This window comes from Leifsonia sp. NPDC058194, from assembly GCF_042883605.1.
In the GTDB taxonomy this organism is placed as follows: Bacteria; Actinomycetota; Actinomycetes; order Actinomycetales; family Microbacteriaceae; genus Leifsonia.
Genome location: NZ_JBHVVL010000005.1, coordinates 74415 through 91787 on the forward strand (window position 1 = coordinate 74415; position 17373 = coordinate 91787).

The window sequence follows — 17373 nt, forward strand, 5'->3', positions numbered from 1 at the left end:
TCACGTTCGCGCTGCTGTCGACCCGCGCTCCTACCGACGGGGGTCGGGTCTTTTGGTTCGCGGCACTCACTACCGCCAGACGAGTTCGGCGGGACGCCAGACACCAGTGGCCGTGGCATCGAGGATGGGGTCGATGAACTGCTTCATGAGTTCCTGCGCTGCCTGCAGGCTGCGGTGATCGACGCAATGTGCGACCTGAGCTGCTTGGCGCGGATAGGTGCCGGCCCACTCAATCGGCAGTTGGAAGGAATCGAAGGCGGCGAGCTTGCGCAGGCCGCGTTCGTGAGTCAGCGCGGACGCGAGCTCGCTGGCTTTGATTCCTTCCTGGGTGCGCGCGATCACAACGAGATCAATGCCATCTTTCACTCGAGAAGACGGTCGTCCGCTATATGTGTCGACAGTCGCGCAGACCTTGTCCGCGATCTGGTCCGGCAGCGGGTACAGCTGGTAATCGCGGATGACGACATTGCGCAGCTCCAGTCGGTAGGCGGGCACGTAGGGCACTAGTGTGCCCGTGAGGACGACACCGCCGACGAGGTCAACCTTCACCGTCCCGACCGACTGGGCGCCGATGTAGGTCTCGAATGTGACACGTACACCGTCGAGGTACGGCTGGTTGTCGCCTGCGGCGATCGCCTCGCTACTTACGAAGGTGAAGGTGAAATGATCGTCGAGATCGACAGCTGCCAGCTCCCGGAGCCGTTCGAGCGATTCAGCTGCCGTGTAGCCGGTGCGGAACAGGTCGATATCTCGGGTGGAGCGACTGTCTGGCACGCGGGCCAGCATCATCGTGCCGCCCTTGAGTACCCACTCCGAGTCGGCGAAGATCCGAACCAGGAATCGGTCGTAGTAGTTCATCTGAATGAGATCGGCAGCCGACGTAGATCGATCCGATCTCGCTCGCGCGCGAGCACGATCGGTGATCGCCGCCCGAATTCCGGCCGAGGTGTAGGGCCTCTCAGTCGTCATCGGTGTCTTCCGTGTGGTCGAGGCCGGTGTGTTCGACGTTGCGTTGATCCTGTATCGACTTCATCATGGCGGCAAGAGCAGGCTGCGTTGCCGCCAGCGGCAGAGGCGTTGCCGCGCGCTGGAGAGTAGAACGCAGACTCGCCACTGCTTCGGACGAATTGGGCAGCCGGAGTCTCGAGATCTGCTCCGCCATGGCCTGGGTTCCGGCCGGTGTCCGCAGCACTGCCTCGACAACGCTTTTGTCGTCCAGCCCCGCAAGCTGCGCGACTCGCTCGACGACGGCAGCGCCATCGATCGCGCCGTTTCGACGCGCCGCCGCGGCGGTGATGAGATCACCCATACCCGCAACACTGAGCCCGCGTGTCACCGCGTCACGGAAAGCCTGCGCGACCAGGGTCAGATCGGTGCTGTCATTGACGAGATCTGCGAGCGTCTGTCCGACCGTTGTCACCGGCAGTCCTCGAACGATCGTCACCGACGAAGCGGGAAGCTCACGTTTGCGGATCCGCACATCAGGCCGCTGTGACTGCTTACGCTTCGCGATCGAGAATTCATGGACACCTGCACGAAGGTCTCCGATTCCGTGAACCACAGCCGCCGAAGCACCACTCACCACCACCGAACCGTCACGAAGACGCGCACCCGCCGTCCTCGAGGGATCCATGCTCAGCCACGCGGCACGCAGCTCCTCCAGCTCATCCGCCGGCGCACCCGCATCCCGATACACCCCCTGATTGAGGCGAACGACCTGTCCGGCTTGAGCGAGCCGAGAGAGATCAATTCGCTCGAGCCCGACATCCGCAGCCTGCCGCGCCGTGAGCATTCCCCACTGAGACGCAGCGATTTCCGACACCGCAAGCATCGCCTCACTCGTCTTCATACTTGAATTGTAACACGTAGATGTTACAAACAAAGTGGTCTACTCACCACAAAGCAAGCCTTAACGTGATGGGCGCCACGTTGTCTCGGGGGCCAGTCGCCTTGAACGTGGCGCCTTCGGCTCCCGCGCCTTCATAGGCCACAACTCAGCCGGAGTGACGTGCGACGCCCGGCTCAGACCGCGACGCCCGGCTCAGACCGCCACGCCCCCGACCCGCACGCCGCCCGGCAGGGCGTCGCGCCGGCCGCGGGAGAAGAGCGCGGCCAGAGAGGCGCGTGCGCTCGGCTCGTTGACGCGTAGGACGTTGTGCACGACGAGGGTGCCGGCGAACGCGGCGCTGGCGACCGGGCCGTGCCACTTGCGGTAGTAACGGAGCTTGTTGACGGTCTGCAGGGCGTCGAGCTGCGCCGACCGGCCGGATCCGCCCTGTTCGTGGACGACGACCGCGTGCGGCACGTAGACGAGCGGAAGCCCCTCGGCACGCAGCCGGCGGCAGTAGTCGGTCTCTTCGGAGTACAGGAAGAACCGGTCGGCGTCCCAGGGGCCGAGCGCGCGAGCCGCGGGGGTCGGGACCGCCAGCGCGGCGCCGGTGGCCCAGTCCGCCGATCCGCCGCTCTCGTAGCGGGACGGCTCGCGCACGAGTTCGGCGAGCGATCCCGGGCGCGACGCCCAGTGGTCGCCGAAGAGAGCCTCGCCGAGCGAGCGCAGCACGGTCGGCTCCCGGCGCAGGGACGGCTGGGTCTCCCCGGTGTCGTCCTGGATGCGCGGGGCCGCGGCGGCACCGTCCGCGGCTTCGACGAGCGCGCGGAGCGAACCGGGCGCCAGCGTGAGATCCGGGTTCAGGAAGACGGTGACCGGTGCCTCCGGAGCCGCGGCCAGGCCCACGTTCAAGCCTCCCGAGTACCCGATGTTGCCGGGCGAGGCCACCACCGTGACGTCCGGTTTGCCGGCGAGGGCGGCGGCGAGGCCGTCGGTGCCGTCGTTGTCGACGACGACGAGGTGCCAGCGCAGGCCGTCGGCCGCATCCGGGAGCGAGGCGACCAGGCGCGGCAGGTCGTCGGCACTGCGATAGGCGACCGCGATGATCGCGCAGTCGAGGTCAGGAGCTCGCACAGTCGAATGCTAACGACGAAAGCGAGGGAATCTCAACTCCCCGTGCGGGGCACATTGCGCTTCCGGGGGACGACGAAGCGGCCGGACCCCGAAGGATCCGGCCGCTCACATCGACGGGTGCGATCAGCCGCGACCCGGGGTGGCGACGGTCGCGCCGCTGGACTCGAGCACGTTGCCCGTCCACTGGTTGCCGTTGCCGGTCGAGTACGCGATCGCGGGGCCGTAGCCGCCGCACTTCTTGTCGTACTTGTCACCGAAGGTGTTGTCGACGAAGCGCGTGTTGCTGGCGCCGTAGCTGCCGCCGAGACCCGCGTAGACGCAGTAGCCGCCGCCGTCGAACAGGTTGCCCTGCACGAGGACGTTGTTGAACGCGGCCATCTGGCTGTACAGGGCGAGCGAGGCCGACACGTTCGGCGCGTCACCGGCGTCGAGACGGTTGTTCGTCACGGTGAGGTTCGTGCCGCCGAGGCTCAGGATGGCCTCGTTGTGGCTGCCGCCGTTGGCCGGGTCGCCGTAGACGACGATGTCGTAGACCCACGAGTTCTTGATCGTGACGTCCTTGACGAGACCGAAGCCCTTGCCCCAGCCGTGGACGACGCAGCCGTCGCAGGTGAAGCCGGTGTAGCCGACGGCGGGCGAGCCCGAGTCCTTGGCACCGTTGTACGGGCCGATGATCTCGACGCGCTTGATCATCGTGTTGGGCGCGGCGCCGCTGTCACTGGTGTCGATGCGGCCGTGGACCTTCGAGTTCTCGATGGTCACGTTGGCCGCACGCACGACGACGTCGCCGTTGATGTCGAGGCCGGAGATGACGGTCCCGGCCTTCGTGATCGTCAGGCCGCCCGAGGGGGTGAGCGTCACGCCGGCGGGGACACCGGTGTTCGACGCGTCGGGCCACGCGCCCGACCCGGCGTTGGGGACGGTCGTGGGCGGCGTCGTCGGAGTCGACGACGGCGTCGGAGTCGGGGACTTGGTCGGGGCGGGGGTCGACGTCTTGGTGGGCGTCGGGGTGGGGGTGGGGGTCACCGTCGGGGTCGGCGCGGGCGTTGCGGTGCCGGGCTTCCCTGCGGTGTACCGGTGGTGCTTCTTCCAGTCGTTCCACTGCTTCGACGCCGCTGAGGCTGTCGTGCGGTGCTGACTGAAACTGTGCGCGGACGCGACGGAGACCGTGGTCAGAGTGAGCGCGACGGCGATCGCCGAGGCGATCGCTGTCACTTTGCGCACACGAGTGCCAAGGATCGATTTGAAGAACTGCTTCACGAGGGGGATGTTCCTTCCAGTGTCGGCGGGGGTCGACCTGTGAGAGGTGCTTACTTACGAGATTCGAGGACCCCCCATTTGGGGGCATGGCCTCGAATCGCCTCCCTGTATAGCACAGATGACGAAACATCATTAATCGTGAGCGGATCTTATCCGTTCTCCCAAACGCGCGTCAAACGAAAAGCTGCTCCCTTCTTCTGGACCGTCGGTGGAGTGGGCCGCTGCCGAGGCACCGCGAGAAGCAGCGCGACCAGTCCGGCGACGAATGCCGCGAGGGCGGCGCCGCCCACGAGCGCACTCGTGTGGCTCACCGGGACCGAGAAGACCTCGATCGACGAGAACGAGTCCTCCAGGTGGATGTGCAGGTCCTTGTTGATCGCCGTCCCCTGCAATCGGTCGAGCTCCGACTGCAGCGCGGTGCGCAGCGTGACCAGCTTCGCTCTGGCCTCGTCGACCGTGGCGCCGCGCGCGGCCAGCTGCATCAGGTCGCCGTAGCCGAGCACATCGGTGTACGGCGCGAGGCTCCCCGTCCCCACCGCGACGGCGTAGTAGTCGACCCCGGCGGCGGCGAGCTCGTCGTGCACCTGCTGGCCGTCCATCCGGTACTTGAGCACGACGGAGAGCCCGTCGGTGTCGATGCGGGTGTCGAAGGCGTTCGTCGACTTGGGCGGATCGACCTGCGGGATGACCGACTCCCGCGCCTCGTACACCCCCTGCGCGTCGCGCGAAGCGAGGAAGCACGCCGCGAAGACCCCGAGCCCGGCGACGGTCGCGGCGAGCACGATGGCCCAGCGCGGCAGGAGCGCGGGCGGCTTCGGGGCGACGGACTTGGGCCGCCCGCCCGGCGCGAGGGCGGACTCGGCCCGGTTGACGCGCCAGGCCCCTCCCGCCGCCCCCACCAGCAGGCAGAGCGTGCCGAACGCCATCGGGAAGCTGAAGAAGTCGAACGTGGCGGCCAGGATGGCGGCGCACGCGAGGCCGGCGGCGATCGCGAGCGCCTGGGTCTGCACGAAGCGGTCCCGGGCCCCGGCCCCCGCCACGAGGGAGGCGACGAAGGGCACGACGAAGAAGGCGATCAGGGCCAGGACCCCGATCAGCCCGGCCTCCACGGCCGTCGCCAGGTATTGGTTGTCGAGCGTGCGGTAGATCGTCGGGATGAAGGTGTTGAGCCCGCGGCCGATCAGCGGCGACTGGGCGAAGAACGCCTCCACCGCCTGGAAGTCCTGTGTGCGTCCGCTGATCGAGTTGTCGCTTCCGGCGTCGGCGAAGAGGTTGCCGATCGCGCCGTAGAGCCCCGGCACGAAGAGACGGAACACGATCGCCGCGAGCGGGGCGATGATCAGGAACTTGATGCGCTGCGACTTCGATGCGACCAGCAGCGCGAAGACCACGCCGAGTGCCAGTGCGATCGCGCCCGACCGGGCGACGGTCAGCGGCAGCGCACCGAGGATGAGGAGGAACTGCAGCCACGGCCACCAGCGGCGGCCGGCCGCGTTGATCGCGAAGTGCGCGGCGAGCGGCATGAGCATCCCGAGCACCGTCGCGAACTCGATCGAGTGCGTCGCCGTGCCGCTGATGCGCCGGAACCCGGCCCGCACGTAGAGCCCGCCGATGTCGCTGTTCGCCTGCAGGCCCGGCAGGTGCAGGATCGAGACGACATCGAGTCCGGTGAAGAACTGCAGGATGCCCATCGCCGCCAGGCACGCTCCCATCAGCACCGCGAAGCGCAGCAGGGACGAGAGCGCGGCACGGCTCCGCATGGTGTCGGCCGCGTACAGGATGATGCCCATCCCGCCCGCGAGGGAGATGAGGCCGCGCAGCGACGACGAGACCTCCTCCGCACTGATCGGGCGCAGCATCCCGCCGACGAAGCTCAGCACCATCGCGGCGGCGTAGGCGAGCGCCATCCAGTGGATGGGCGTCATCCCGATGCGCTCGCGGGTCGAGCTCAGCCGGCCGACCACCCAGAGCAGGAGCACCAGGCAGCCGAACACCGTCGCCGGCGTGCCGGCCGCACCCAGCGGCTTGATCACGTAGATGGCGGGCGAGAAGACGAGCAGGACGAGGTAGATCTGGAAGACGACCAGCGGGTCGAGGCGTCGCCGGTCCCTCGCCCGGGGCGGGTCCACGACCCGTCCGGTGCGGTCGGACTTGCCGGCGAGCACGGTCACGATGGATCCGTCAGCCGCCGAGGCCGGTGTTGTGCGATGGCAGCGCCGGGCGCGCCGGTTTGCCGACCGGGGCGCGTTTCGCCGTCGAGAGCAGCTCCTCCTGCACCGGCAGGGCCTTGATCTTGTCGTTGCGCTTGCGCACCGGGCTGGCCGACTTCTGGGCGTGGCCCGCACGGATGCGCTCCGCGATGGCGACCGCGATGCCGACGACGAGCATCACGCCGACGAAACCGATCAGGCCGTTGCGGATGGGGGTGCTGTACGAGACCGTCGGCTTGATGTCGGTGGTGAGGTTGGTGGTGGTGACCCACTGCTCCTGCGGCGCCCCGGCCTTCTGCTGCAGCGAGTCGAGCCGCGAGGGCACCAGCTTGCCGAGGGCGGCGAGCGTCGAGCGGGCGTACGCGAGGTTGCTGTCCTCCACCGAGATCGTCATGAGCGGCGCGGCCAGCGACGTGTCGCGCGTGACCGTGTACTTCAGGTCGGGGTGGTGCTCGGAGAAGGACCGCACGGTGTCGCCGTCCATGAGCGAGACCGCGACGACGTCCACCGAGAGCGGGACCCCGTTGCCGAGGTTCAGCAGCGGGTTGCCCGGCACTCCCTTCACGTCCTTGACGGGCGAGAGGAAGAGGTAGCTCGACTCCACCGTGTAGGTGCGCGGAGTCTTCATGAACAGGAACCCGCCGGCGCCGAGGGCGACGATCAGCCCGGGGAGGAGGACCCACTTCCAGCGGACCACGACGGCCCAGATGCTGCGCAACGTCATGATCGCTCCATCCTCACTGTTTCGATCTCTCTCTCGGCCGGGCGGGCGCACGCCCGTTCGACAGCCCGGACGACGGCCGCTTTGGCCGGCTCCCAGCTCATCGTCTCGACCGAGGCGCGCAGGGCGCGCGGGCCGGCGGAGCGCTGGATGCGCAACGCGTCGGCGAGGGCGTCGGCGACGCCCTGCGGAGTGGGCCGCGCCCACGCCACGTGCGGGTTGCCCAGGTCTGCGCGCGTGCCGGGCCAGTCGTTGACGACCGGCACGACCCCCGCGGCGAGCAGTTCGCTGGCGATCAGGGAGACGTTCGTGAACGAGAGGGCCAGCCCCGCGCCGCAGCGGTTGTAGAGCGTGTTGAGGTCGTCCGGCGTCAGGTGCGCGTGCACCTCGGCGGGGAACGGCAGACGCTTGGCGGGGATGCCGAAGGTGTGGATCGTCACGTCGGGGTGGTCGCGGTGGAACCGCTCGAGGGCGAGCACCCCCAGCTCGTAACCGCGGCGGGCGATGCCCGGCTTGGCGTAGAAGACGACATCGTCACGGCCGGTGTCTGCGGTGACGCCGTAACGGGAGGTGTCGCAGCCGAACTCCGCCACCGTCGACTCGACGCCGAACCGGTGCCGCAGCTCGTCGGCGACCATGTGGCCGACGGTGATCGACTCGAAACCGAACCGGTACGTGTCCTCGGCGAGCTCGTACGCGCTGCCACGCGGGTAGAAGTAGGGCTCGAAGTCCTGGGCCAGGTAGAAGCGGCGCCCGGGGACGTCGCCGCGGGTCGCGAGCACGTGCGCGGTGTTCCACGCGGTGGCGACGTACGCGTCCATCCCGCCCATGCCGTCCGCCAGATCCCGGATCTCGGCGCGCACGCGCGGCCACCAGGTGCGGATCAGCTGCTCGGAGGCGGAGGCGGGGCCGCCGTGGCCGTCGTACACGTACAGCACGCAGGTGTGGCCGGCCTGCTCCAGCGCCTCGACGAAGCGGAACATCGTGGTGTGGCCGCCGGACGCGGGGCCGGGCGCGCTGACGATCCAGCCGATCGTCAGCGGCTCGCCCTCGGGGACGACCCGGCCCGCGGGCACGGGCGCGAGGGCGGCGGAGTCGGCGACGTCGGCCGGGAGCAGGTTGAGCTCCTCCGCCTTGTCGCCCCAGGTGCGGTTCGCCGTGCGCACGGCGCGTGCGGTCAGTCCGCCGAAGCCCTCGTCGCGGAGGATGCTCCTGGCCCGGCCGATCTTCGAGGAGACGCTCATGCTCAGACCCCCCTCGCGCGCCAGGCGAACCGGCCGAATTCGCGGGAGGCCCGGAAGAGCCCGGCCCGGGCGACGACGGTCGGGGAGAAGCGGGCTCGCGCAGGCCCGACGCGTTCGGCGTGGGCGACGGTGCGGGCGTGCGGCAGGCGGTCGACGTCGACCCCGCGCGCGGCGGCGAACTCGAGGTACGCCTCCGTCTCGGCGGTGCCCCCGCGGCCCTTCGCGTAGGCCGAGGCCGCACGGGCGAGGGCCTCGTCGGCGAGGGCGCGCTCGGCGATGGTCAGGAGGCGCTGGTTCTCGGCCTCGTCGCCCATCCCGTCGCTGAAGAGCACCTCGAACGCGAGCGCCCGCTCGTGCAGGTCGGAGAGCACGTCGTTGGACTGCGAGAGGCTGCCGTCGTGCTCGCGGTGCCAGGCCTGGTCGACGCCGGCCACCCAGCCGACGTCGGAGGCGCGGGCGACGCGGAACCACATCTCCATGTCGTGCGTGTGGGCGAGCGGGCGCTGGCCGCCGACCTCGTCGACGACGCTGCGCCGCAGGACGACCTCCGGGGAGGTGATGCAGTTGACGCCGCGACGGCACCGGTCGGCGAGCCAGTCGCCGCCGCGCCACACGTCCCAGGCCTTCACGCGGTCGCGGTGGCCGGTGGGGACGACGCCGCTGAAGTGCACGGGGTGGCCGTAGATGAGGCCGACCGACGGGAACGCCTCGCCGAGGGCGACCGAGCGCGCGAGGGATCCGGGGGTGAGCAGGTCGTCGGCGTCCAGGCGCACGACGTAGTCGCCCTGCGCCTGGGCCAGGCCGTCGTTGAAGGTCGCGACCGCGCCCTGGTTCTCGGTGTGGGCGAACACCCGCACGCGTGGGTCGAAGCGGGCGAGGCCGCGGGCGACGGCGTGGGACTCGTCGGTGGAGGCGTCGTCGACGATGACGACGTCGACCCGGACGCCCTCCTGCGACAGTGCGCTCGCGACGGCCTCCGGCAGGTAGATCGCGTAGTTGTAGCACGGGATCACCACGGTCACGGTCGGCGCCGAGGAGGCCGGGACGGGCGTGTGCCGGGCGGGGGCGACGCGGTCCGGAGCGGTCGGTGCGCTCATCGCAGGCTCCGGGTGACGGCGTCGATGACGTGCTCCTGCTGGTCCGCGTCCAGCCCGGGGTGGATCGGGAGGGACAGGATCTCGCCCGCGTAGGCCTCGGAGCGCGGGTGGCTGCCGCCGAGGTGGGCGAAGGCCGGGGTGCGGTGCACGGGGGCCGGGTAGTGGACGGCGGCGCCGATCCCCTGCTCGTTGAGCTCGGCGACGACGCGGTCGCGGTCGGAGACGCGGATGACGTAGAGGTGGTGGACGTGCTCGTCGGGGTGGCCGCGGCGCGGGAGCGTGACGCCCGGGAGATCGGCGAGGGCGGCGTCGTAGCGTTCCGCCACCGCGCGGCGCCGGGCGTTCCAGTCGTCGAGGCGGTCGAGCTTGGCCGAGAGCACGACGGCCTGCAGGCCGTCGAGGCGCGAGGTGGTGCCGATCTCGAGGTGCTCGTACTTGGCGGTGCCGCCGTGGTTCCGCAGCCGGCGCACGCGTTCGGCGATCTCGGGGTCGGAGGTCGTGACGGCGCCCGCGTCGCCGTAGGCGCCGAGGTTCTTGCCGGGGTAGAAGCTCGTCGCCGCGACGTCGCCGAGGGCGCCGGAGCGCCGTCCGCTGACGCTGCTGCGCGCACCCTGCGACTGCGCGGCGTCCTCGACGATCGCGATGCCGGGGCCGACCGCGTCGCGGAGCCGCTCGATCGGGGCGAGCCGGCCGTAGAGGTGCACTCCGACGACGGCGCGCGTGCGCGGTGTGACGGCGGCGGCCGCCTGGTCCACGTCGATGAGGTAGTCCTCGTCGCAGTCGACCAGCACCGGGATGCCGCCCGCACGGGCGACCCCCTCGGCGGTCGCGACGAAGGTGTTGGCCGGGATGACGACTTCGTCCCCGGCCGTGACCCCGGCACCGCGCAGGGCGAGCTCGACGGCGTCCGTCCCGCTCCCGACGCCGACCGTGTGGTCGACCCCGCAGTAGGCGGAGTAGGCGGTCTCGAACGCATCCGCTTCGGCGCCGAGGATGAACCCCGTCGTCTCGAGCACGCGGTCGAAGCCGGCTCGGACCTCGTCGGCGATCTGCGCGTGCTGCCACGCGAGGTCGACCGCGGGAACCTTCTGACTGACGATCATGAGACCAAAGATCCTTCCTCGCGTCGGGCACGCGAGCATCCCCAGAAGAGGCGGGGAGGTCGGTCGGGTTAAATGACTCTTTCTCACCTCTTATGGAATGAGAATACCTCGCTTTTTTGTGCTGGTCATGCCCCCCAACGGGGTGCACGTGAGCAGGACGAGAGCGCAGCCCTCAGCGGTCGCGGCCGGCGGCCATCGCCGCCCGCGCGCGGCGCAGGAACCAGCGCAGCACGCACGCCGCGTAGACGATGCCGCCGGCCGCGGCGCCGCCGAGGAGCGCGAGCAGGGCACCCGGGAGCACGGAGGCCACGAGCAGCCCGGCCCCGGCCGCCGGGATCATGGCCACGGTCGGCACGAGGCAGGCCCGCAGCAGCGCGCCGAGGGCGACCCCCGACCGATGCAGCGCGATGAAGTAGGCGGGGAGGACGAAGACGAGCGAGACGGCGAGGTGCACCCATCCCGCACCGACGATCCCCCACGAGGTGGTCGCCACGATCAGCGCCGGGATGAGGGCGACGAACCAGACGAGCTGCGTCCACAGCACCGCGCGTGAGGCGCCCCGGGCGAGCAGGAACGACGCGAACAGGTCGAAGAGGGCGCGCAGCGCGCCGAACAGGCCGAGCGCCGCCAGCACGCTCGCCGACGGAAGCCATTTCTCCCCGTAGACGATCACGATGAGCGGAGCGGCGAGGACGGCGAGGAACCCGCCGGCAGGCAGGGCGATCGCCCAGGTCAGGGCCGCCGTCGCGGGGAGGATTCCCCCGCCCTCCGTCCGGGAGAACAGCGGGAGGGCGATCGAGCGCACGATCTGGCCGATCGCGCTCATCGGCCAGTTGGAGATGTTGAACGCGAGCACGTAGAAGCCGAGCGCGGTCGCTCCGACGACATGCGCGATGACCACGTTGTCGATGTTGAGGAGCGACCACGACAGCACGTTGGCGCCCGCGACGGGGATGCCGAAGGCCAGCACGGCGCGCGCGACCGAGCGGTCGAATCCGTAGCGGGGCTTCTCGCGCGCGAAGACGAACTGGAGCACCAGCGTGATGCTCTGCGCGACGACGCGGCCCACAGCGAGCGCCATCACCCCCCATCCGGCGGCGAGCAGGCCGAGGGTGACCCCGGTGCCGACGGCGAAGTCGATGAGCGCGATGATGAAGAGCTGGCGCTGGGCGAACCGCCGCTGCAGCGCGGCGTACGGCACGACACCGGCACTGCCGAGCACGAGGGTGATCGCGAGCACGGCGATGGCGCCCGACGCGGCCGGGCTGCCCATCAGGTTCGCGACGGGCTGGGCGGTGGCGATCATCACGATGGTGAGCGCGCCGCCGACGGTCAGGCCGAGGGAGGCGACGGTCGGCGCGAGGCGGCGGTGGTCGGGCGAGCGGATGAGGTCGGCGCTGAGCCCCAGGTCGGCGAGCGTCATCAGCACCGACTGCACCGTGAGCGCGACCGCGTAGACGCCGAACTGCTCCGGTGCCAGGATGCGGGCGAGCACGATGCCCGTCGCGAGGCTCCCGATGCGGAGGACGAGGTTGTTGACCGTGCTCCAGGCGAGGCCGCCGCCGACCGCGCGCCCGAGCGAGCGCTTGGGCGGATCGGGAGGGATCGGGGCAGGCGCCGGGCCGGAGGCCGGTGCCGGGCCGGAAGACGGGGTGGATGCCGGCGCGGTCATACGCCGTACCTCCGCCACCGCCGCCAGCGCAGCGCGCCGGTCACCTCGGTCACGCGCGACTCCACCGTGCGGCGGAGGGCGCCGGCCGGGCGATGGCGCCGGGTCGCGGTCTGCCGCCAGAGGCGCGTCCCGGTGATGCCCGGCCAGGTCTCGACCGCGAAGGCCGAGAACTCGTCGGCCAGTTCGGGGGCGAGCCCGCCGTCGCCGTTGCGCGCGACCCGTTCGAGCCGCACGGCCTCCCGGGCGAGCGTGCGGTGGGCGGCGTCGCGCCGCTCCACTGCTCGCGGGAGCCCGGAGCCCGGCCCGGCGAAGAACGCGGTGAACGTGTCCCGGCGCGCACGGATCTCGGTGAGGAGGCCGCGGTAGTCGGTGAGGTGCATGTTCGCGTCGTGCACCCGGTAGAAGCCCTGGTACGGACCGGCCACCCGGCCGACGTCGGAGATCGCGGCGGCGCGCATCCACAGCTCCATGTCGGCGGTCTGCGGCAGGTCGGGCGCGTAGCCGACGAGGCGGTCCATGACGTCCCGTCTCAGGATGGCCTCCGGGTTGACGATGAGATTGGTGCCGCGGTCGCAGATGCGCTGCAGCCAGCGGTCGCCCTTCCACACCTGCTCGCGCGCGCGGGAGCGGCTCGGCGGAGGCGGCGCGTCGCTGAACTCGGGGGCGTAGCCGTAGACGAGACCGACGCTCGGGTGTCGGCGCATGAGCGCCGTGGAGCGGCCGAGCGAGCCGGGGGCGAGGAGGTCGTCGGCGCTGAGCAGCACGACGTACTCCCCGGTCGCCTCGGCGAGTCCGTCGTTGTAGGTGCGGATGTGACCGCGGTTCTGCTCGTGCTCGATCACGCGCACCCGCGGGTCGCGGGAGGCCAGCGCCCGCGCGACGGCGACGCTGCCGTCGGGCGAGGCGTCGTCCACGATGATCACGTCGACCTCGACGCCGGGCTGCTCGAGGGCACTGCGCACGGCGGCGGGCAGGTAGTGGCCGTAGTTGTAGCACGGGACCACGACGGTCACCCGGGGCAGCGTGGCGTTCATGCGCGCCCCTCCCGTCGCGACGATCCGGGATGCACGGGCAGTGGCCGCGCCGGCACCCCGGCCCAGGTCTCGCCGTCGGGTACGTCGGTCAGCACCGCCGCCCCCATGCCGATCACGGCGCCGGCTCCGATGGTGAGGCCCTGGCGCACACCGGCGTTCATGCCGATGTAGGCGGCCTCACCGACGGTCACGGAGCCCGCGAGCGAGACGCCCGCTGTCAGGGTGGCGAAGTCGTGGAGGCGCACGTCGTGGGTGAGCGTGACGTTCGGCATCGCGACGACGTGACGGCCGACGGTGACGTCGGCGGTGAGCACGACGCCGGCGAGGAGGACGCTCCCGGCGCCGACGCTGCACCCCGGGGGGAGGCGCACCGACGCGTCGACGAGGGTCGCGTAGCGGTCGTCGTCGACGCCGAGCTCCGCCAGTCGGGCGACGACTGACCGGCGACCGGCGCCGGAGCCGACGCAGACCAGCAGGTCGGCGTCGTATTCGGCTGCGTGCGCCATCCCGCCGAGCACTTCGGCGCCCGCGACGCGGGTGCCGCGCAGCCCGGGGTCGTCGTCCAGCACGCCGATGATGCGGTGGCCGGTCTGGGCGGCCGAGGCGGCCTCCCGCGCCAGTCCGCTCGCGCCGAGCAACAGCAGGTCTCTCACGGTGCTCCCCCGTTCGAAGTCCGTATCATCCGCGGGCGAGACCCCGCGGACGCGTAACTGATTCATCCTCATCTACGCATAATTGAGAATAACTCACTCATGCGCCCGGCGTCTCCCCCTCTCCGGGGGCCGACCCCGAAGAGAGGCGCCGGGGTCAGGCGAGGGCGGCGACGGGGAGGGCGGCGCGGAGCGCGTCGACCACGCGTTCCTGCTCACCCTCGGTCATCTGGTGGTACAGCGGCAGGATGAGCGTGCCGTCCGTCAGGCGCTCCGTGACCGCGAGCGACGCGCTCCCGGTGTCGCGGTCGCGGTAGGCGGGCTGCCGGTGCGACGCCATGATCCCGCGCCGGGCCGAGACGCCCGCTTCGGCGAGCGCGGCGAGCACGCCCTCCCGGTCGGCGACCTCCACCCAGTAGGACTGGAAGTTGCCGGTGCCGTACTCGGGGTCGGTCACCGGGCGCACGCCGGGAAGCCCGTCGAAGCTCTCCGCGTACCTCGCCGCCAGCTCGCGGCGGCGCGCGACGATGGCCGGGAGCTTGCCCAGCTGGACGATGCCGATCGCCGCCTGCAGGTCGGTCATGCGGAAGTTGAAGCCGACCTCGGTGTACTGCTCGGCGGGTGCGAGCAGGCTGGCCTGCCGGTCGGCGGCGGAGATGCTCATCGCGTGCTCGCGCAGATGACGGGCACGATCGGCCCACTCGGCGTTCCCGGTGGTCAGCATCCCGCCCTCGCCGGTCGTCAACAGCTTGCGCGGATGGAACGACCACGCAGCGACATCCGCCGTGGCTCCGACGGGACGGCCGCGGTACGTCGAGCCGGCGCCGCACGCGGCGTCCTCGACGAGCACGATGCCCCGCGGCTCGCACAGCGCGCGGATGGGCGCGAGGTCCGCCGGGACCCCGCCCTGATCGACGACGATGACGGCGCGCGTGCGGTCGGTGAGCGCCGCGGCGATCGTGTCGGCCGTCACGTTGCCGGTGCGCTCGTCCACGTCGGCGAAGACCGGCCGCGCCCCGACGTAGACCACCGCGTTGGCCGTGGCGATGAACGAGAAGGACGGGACGACCACGTCGTCGCCCGGCCCCACCCCCGCCACGACCAACGCGAGGTGCAGGGCGGTGGTGCAGCTGGAGGCCGCGACGGCGTGGGGGGCCTGCATGGCGGCCGCGAACTCCTGCTCGAACCGTGCGACGCGCGGACCCTGGGCGACCCAGCCCGACTCGATGACCTCGGTCACCGCGGCGATCTCCTCCGCGCCGAGCCAGGGCTTCATGACGTTGATGCGCTCCATCACGCCACCAGCTCCCGGCCGGCCGCGATCTCGTCGCGGAGCGGACGCCACCAGTCGACCAGGTCGCGCAGCCCCTGCTCGAGCGGCACCTCGGCGGTGAAGCCGAGGTGCCGCGAGGCCGCGGACGTGTCGGCGAGACGCCGCGTCACGCCATTGACGGCCCGCTCGGGGCCGTGCTCGACGGGCAGGTCGGAGTCCATCGCGGCGAGCAGTGCCTCCGCCAGCCCGAGCAGGCTGGTCTCGACTCCGCTCGCGACGTTGTAGACGCCCTCGTGGATGTCGCTCGCGGCGGCGAGGAGGTTCGCGCGCGCCACGTCCGAGGCGACCACGAAGTCCATCGTCTGGAGTCCGTCGCCGAAGATCAGCGGCGGCTTGCCGTCGGCGATGCGCTCCATCCACCGGACGAGCACCTCGGTGTAGAGGCCGTGCACGTCCATGCGCGGCCCGTACACGTTGAAGTAGCGCAGGGCGACGTAGTCGAGGCCGTTCATCGCGCGGAAGCTGCGGAGCATCCCCTCGTTGAACGACTTCGCTGCGCCGTAGAAGGTGTCGTTGTTGTGGTGGTGGTGGCGCTCCCCGGTCGGGAACTCCTCCGCCAGCCCGTACACCGAGGCGCTGGAGGCGGTGATCAGCTTGTCGACGCCCTCCGCGACGGCGGCCTCGTAGACGTTGAACGACCCGTCGACGAGCACCTCCAGTGCCAGGCGCGGCTCCTCCGCGCACTGGGTGATGCGGATGGCGGCCTCGTGGAACACGATGTCCTTGCCGCGCGTGACGTCCCGCACCAGGTCGCGGTCGCGCAGATCGCCCTCGACCAGAGTGACGCGGCCCGAGGCCAGGGCGCCCTCCAGGTTGGCGACGCGACCGCGGACCAGGTTGTCCAGGATGTCGATGTGCGCGACCCCGGCGTCGAGCAGCTGGTCGACGATGGTCGAGCCGATCGTGCCGGCTCCGCCGGTCACCAGGACGTCGGCGCCCTGCAGCGCGGTCATCGTGCGCCCCCCGCCAGCTCGAGCTCGCTCGCCAGGTCGATCGGGTCGTCGACGTGCGTGACGGCTCCGCCGCCGGCAAGGCTCCGCGTCGCGGCCTCCAGCACCGACAGCACCCGGAGGCCGGCGCGGCCGTCCGTGCGCGGTGCACGCGTCTCGCGGATGCTGTCCGCGAACTCCTGCGCCATCGCTCCCAGCGCCTCGCGCTCGGGCAGGGCGGGTGACCAGGTGTCGCCCAGCCGGTACGAGACCGTCGCGTCGCGTCGCTCCGCACCGTCGACGGCCTGCAGGCCGAGGTCGACGCCGCGGTCGTAGACGCTGAGCCGCTGCTGCGGGTTCAAGTCGTCCCAGACCAGCGTGCGCTTGGTGCCGCCGACGATCATCTGGCGGATCTTGGTCGGGCTCAGCCAGTTGACGTGCACGTGGGCGATCGCCCCTCCGGTGAGCGGCATCATCAGGTAGCCGACGCAGGACTTGCCGGCGCCGAGCGGGTCGGCGCCGTGTGCGGAGACCGTGGTCGGCCGCAGTCCGCCCGGGAGGATGAAGTCGATGATCGACAGATCGTGCGGCGCGAGGTCCCAGAAGACGTCGACGTCGGGCTGCACGATGCCGAGGTTGATGCGCGTCGAGTCGACGTAGAGGATCTCGCCGAGCGTGCCCTCCTCGATCAGCTCGCGCATCTTCAGCACCGCCGGGGTGTAGCAGTAGGTGTGGTCGGCCATGAGCACGAGGCCGCGCTCCCGGGCCGCCGAGACCATGGCCCGGCCGCGTTCGCCGGTGTCGGCGAGCGGCTTCTCCACCATCACGTGCTTGCCGGCCTCGAGGGCGGCGCGGGCGATGTCGTGGTGGGTGCGGGCCGGGGTCGCGATGGCGACGGCGTCGATGCCCGGGTCGGCCAGCACGACCGCGAGGTCGGTGTCGATCCGGTCGAGGCCGACCTGGTCGGCGACGCGACGGGCGCGGGAGGCGTCCAGGTCGCAGATCGTGACGAGCTCCCAGTCGGGGCTCCCACGGAAGTTCCGGGCGAGGTTCGGTCCCCAGTACCCGGCGCCGATGACGGCGATGCGCAGTCGTGTTGTCATGTCGTGCCCCCAGCACCTTTCTGTCTGCTCCGGCCGCTTCGGGTACGGCCGGATG

Annotated in this window: 15 protein-coding genes; all 15 read right to left on the bottom strand. The window is 71.0% G+C overall.

What is annotated here, in order from left to right; translation table 11 throughout:
• Positions 1-69 precede the first annotated feature (69 nt).
• Positions 70-858, bottom strand: coding sequence for a nucleotidyl transferase AbiEii/AbiGii toxin family protein (locus tag ACFVU2_RS17685; RefSeq protein WP_387877023.1), 789 nt, complete (start codon positions 856-858; stop codon positions 70-72).
• Positions 859-958: 100 nt separating this feature from the next.
• The gene (locus ACFVU2_RS17690) at positions 959-1849 is read right to left on the bottom strand and encodes a type IV toxin-antitoxin system AbiEi family antitoxin domain-containing protein (RefSeq protein ID WP_387877025.1); all 891 of its coding nucleotides are present in this window, start codon (positions 1847-1849) and stop codon (positions 959-961) included.
• A 192-nt stretch (positions 1850-2041) separates the two neighbouring features.
• A complete protein-coding gene (locus tag ACFVU2_RS17695) occupies positions 2042-2962 on the bottom strand; it encodes a glycosyltransferase family 2 protein (RefSeq protein WP_387877028.1) in 921 nt (306 codons plus the stop codon).
• Positions 2963-3085: 123 nt separating this feature from the next.
• On the bottom strand, positions 3086-4177 hold the full coding sequence (locus ACFVU2_RS17700) for a hypothetical protein (protein ID WP_387877030.1): 1092 nt from the start codon (positions 4175-4177) through the stop codon (positions 3086-3088).
• Positions 4178-4371: 194 nt separating this feature from the next.
• The gene (locus ACFVU2_RS17705; protein ID WP_387877033.1) at positions 4372-6393 is read right to left on the bottom strand and encodes an O-antigen ligase family protein; all 2022 of its coding nucleotides are present in this window, start codon (positions 6391-6393) and stop codon (positions 4372-4374) included.
• Positions 6394-6403: 10 nt separating this feature from the next.
• Entirely contained in the window at positions 6404-7156 is a 753-nt protein-coding gene (locus ACFVU2_RS17710; RefSeq protein WP_387877036.1) for a hypothetical protein, read from the bottom strand.
• Entirely contained in the window at positions 7153-8397 is a 1245-nt protein-coding gene (locus ACFVU2_RS17715) for a glycosyltransferase family 1 protein (protein WP_387877038.1), read from the bottom strand. Before ACFVU2_RS17715 ends, ACFVU2_RS17710 begins: the two co-directional genes overlap by 4 nt.
• Before the next feature lie 2 nt (positions 8398-8399).
• The gene (locus ACFVU2_RS17720; protein WP_387877041.1) at positions 8400-9494 is read right to left on the bottom strand and encodes a glycosyltransferase family 2 protein; all 1095 of its coding nucleotides are present in this window, start codon (positions 9492-9494) and stop codon (positions 8400-8402) included.
• Positions 9491-10597, bottom strand: a complete 1107-nt coding sequence (locus ACFVU2_RS17725; RefSeq protein WP_387877043.1) for a DegT/DnrJ/EryC1/StrS family aminotransferase — start codon at positions 10595-10597, stop codon at positions 9491-9493. The genes ACFVU2_RS17720 and ACFVU2_RS17725 overlap by 4 nt, the downstream gene beginning before the upstream one ends.
• Positions 10598-10769: 172 nt before the next feature.
• Positions 10770-12269: a lipopolysaccharide biosynthesis protein gene (locus tag ACFVU2_RS17730; RefSeq protein ID WP_387877045.1), complete on the bottom strand. Its 1500-nt coding sequence runs from the start codon at positions 12267-12269 to the stop codon at positions 10770-10772.
• Positions 12266-13303 carry a glycosyltransferase family 2 protein gene (locus ACFVU2_RS17735; RefSeq protein WP_387877048.1) on the bottom strand — a complete coding sequence of 346 codons (1038 nt, stop codon included), beginning with the start codon at positions 13301-13303 and terminating at the stop codon, positions 12266-12268. The genes ACFVU2_RS17730 and ACFVU2_RS17735 overlap by 4 nt, the downstream gene beginning before the upstream one ends.
• Positions 13300-13956: a NeuD/PglB/VioB family sugar acetyltransferase gene (locus ACFVU2_RS17740; RefSeq protein WP_387877051.1), complete on the bottom strand. Its 657-nt coding sequence runs from the start codon at positions 13954-13956 to the stop codon at positions 13300-13302. The genes ACFVU2_RS17735 and ACFVU2_RS17740 overlap by 4 nt, the downstream gene beginning before the upstream one ends.
• Positions 13957-14110: 154 nt before the next feature.
• Complete coding sequence (locus tag ACFVU2_RS17745) at positions 14111-15247, bottom strand: DegT/DnrJ/EryC1/StrS family aminotransferase (protein WP_387877054.1); 1137 nt, start codon at positions 15245-15247, stop codon at positions 14111-14113.
• Positions 15247-16239, bottom strand: a complete 993-nt coding sequence (locus ACFVU2_RS17750; RefSeq protein ID WP_387877057.1) for an NAD-dependent epimerase/dehydratase family protein — start codon at positions 16237-16239, stop codon at positions 15247-15249. The genes ACFVU2_RS17745 and ACFVU2_RS17750 overlap by 1 nt, the downstream gene beginning before the upstream one ends.
• The gene (locus ACFVU2_RS17755) at positions 16236-17318 is read right to left on the bottom strand and encodes a Gfo/Idh/MocA family protein (protein WP_387877059.1); all 1083 of its coding nucleotides are present in this window, start codon (positions 17316-17318) and stop codon (positions 16236-16238) included. Before ACFVU2_RS17755 ends, ACFVU2_RS17750 begins: the two co-directional genes overlap by 4 nt.
• Positions 17319-17373 lie beyond the last annotated feature (55 nt).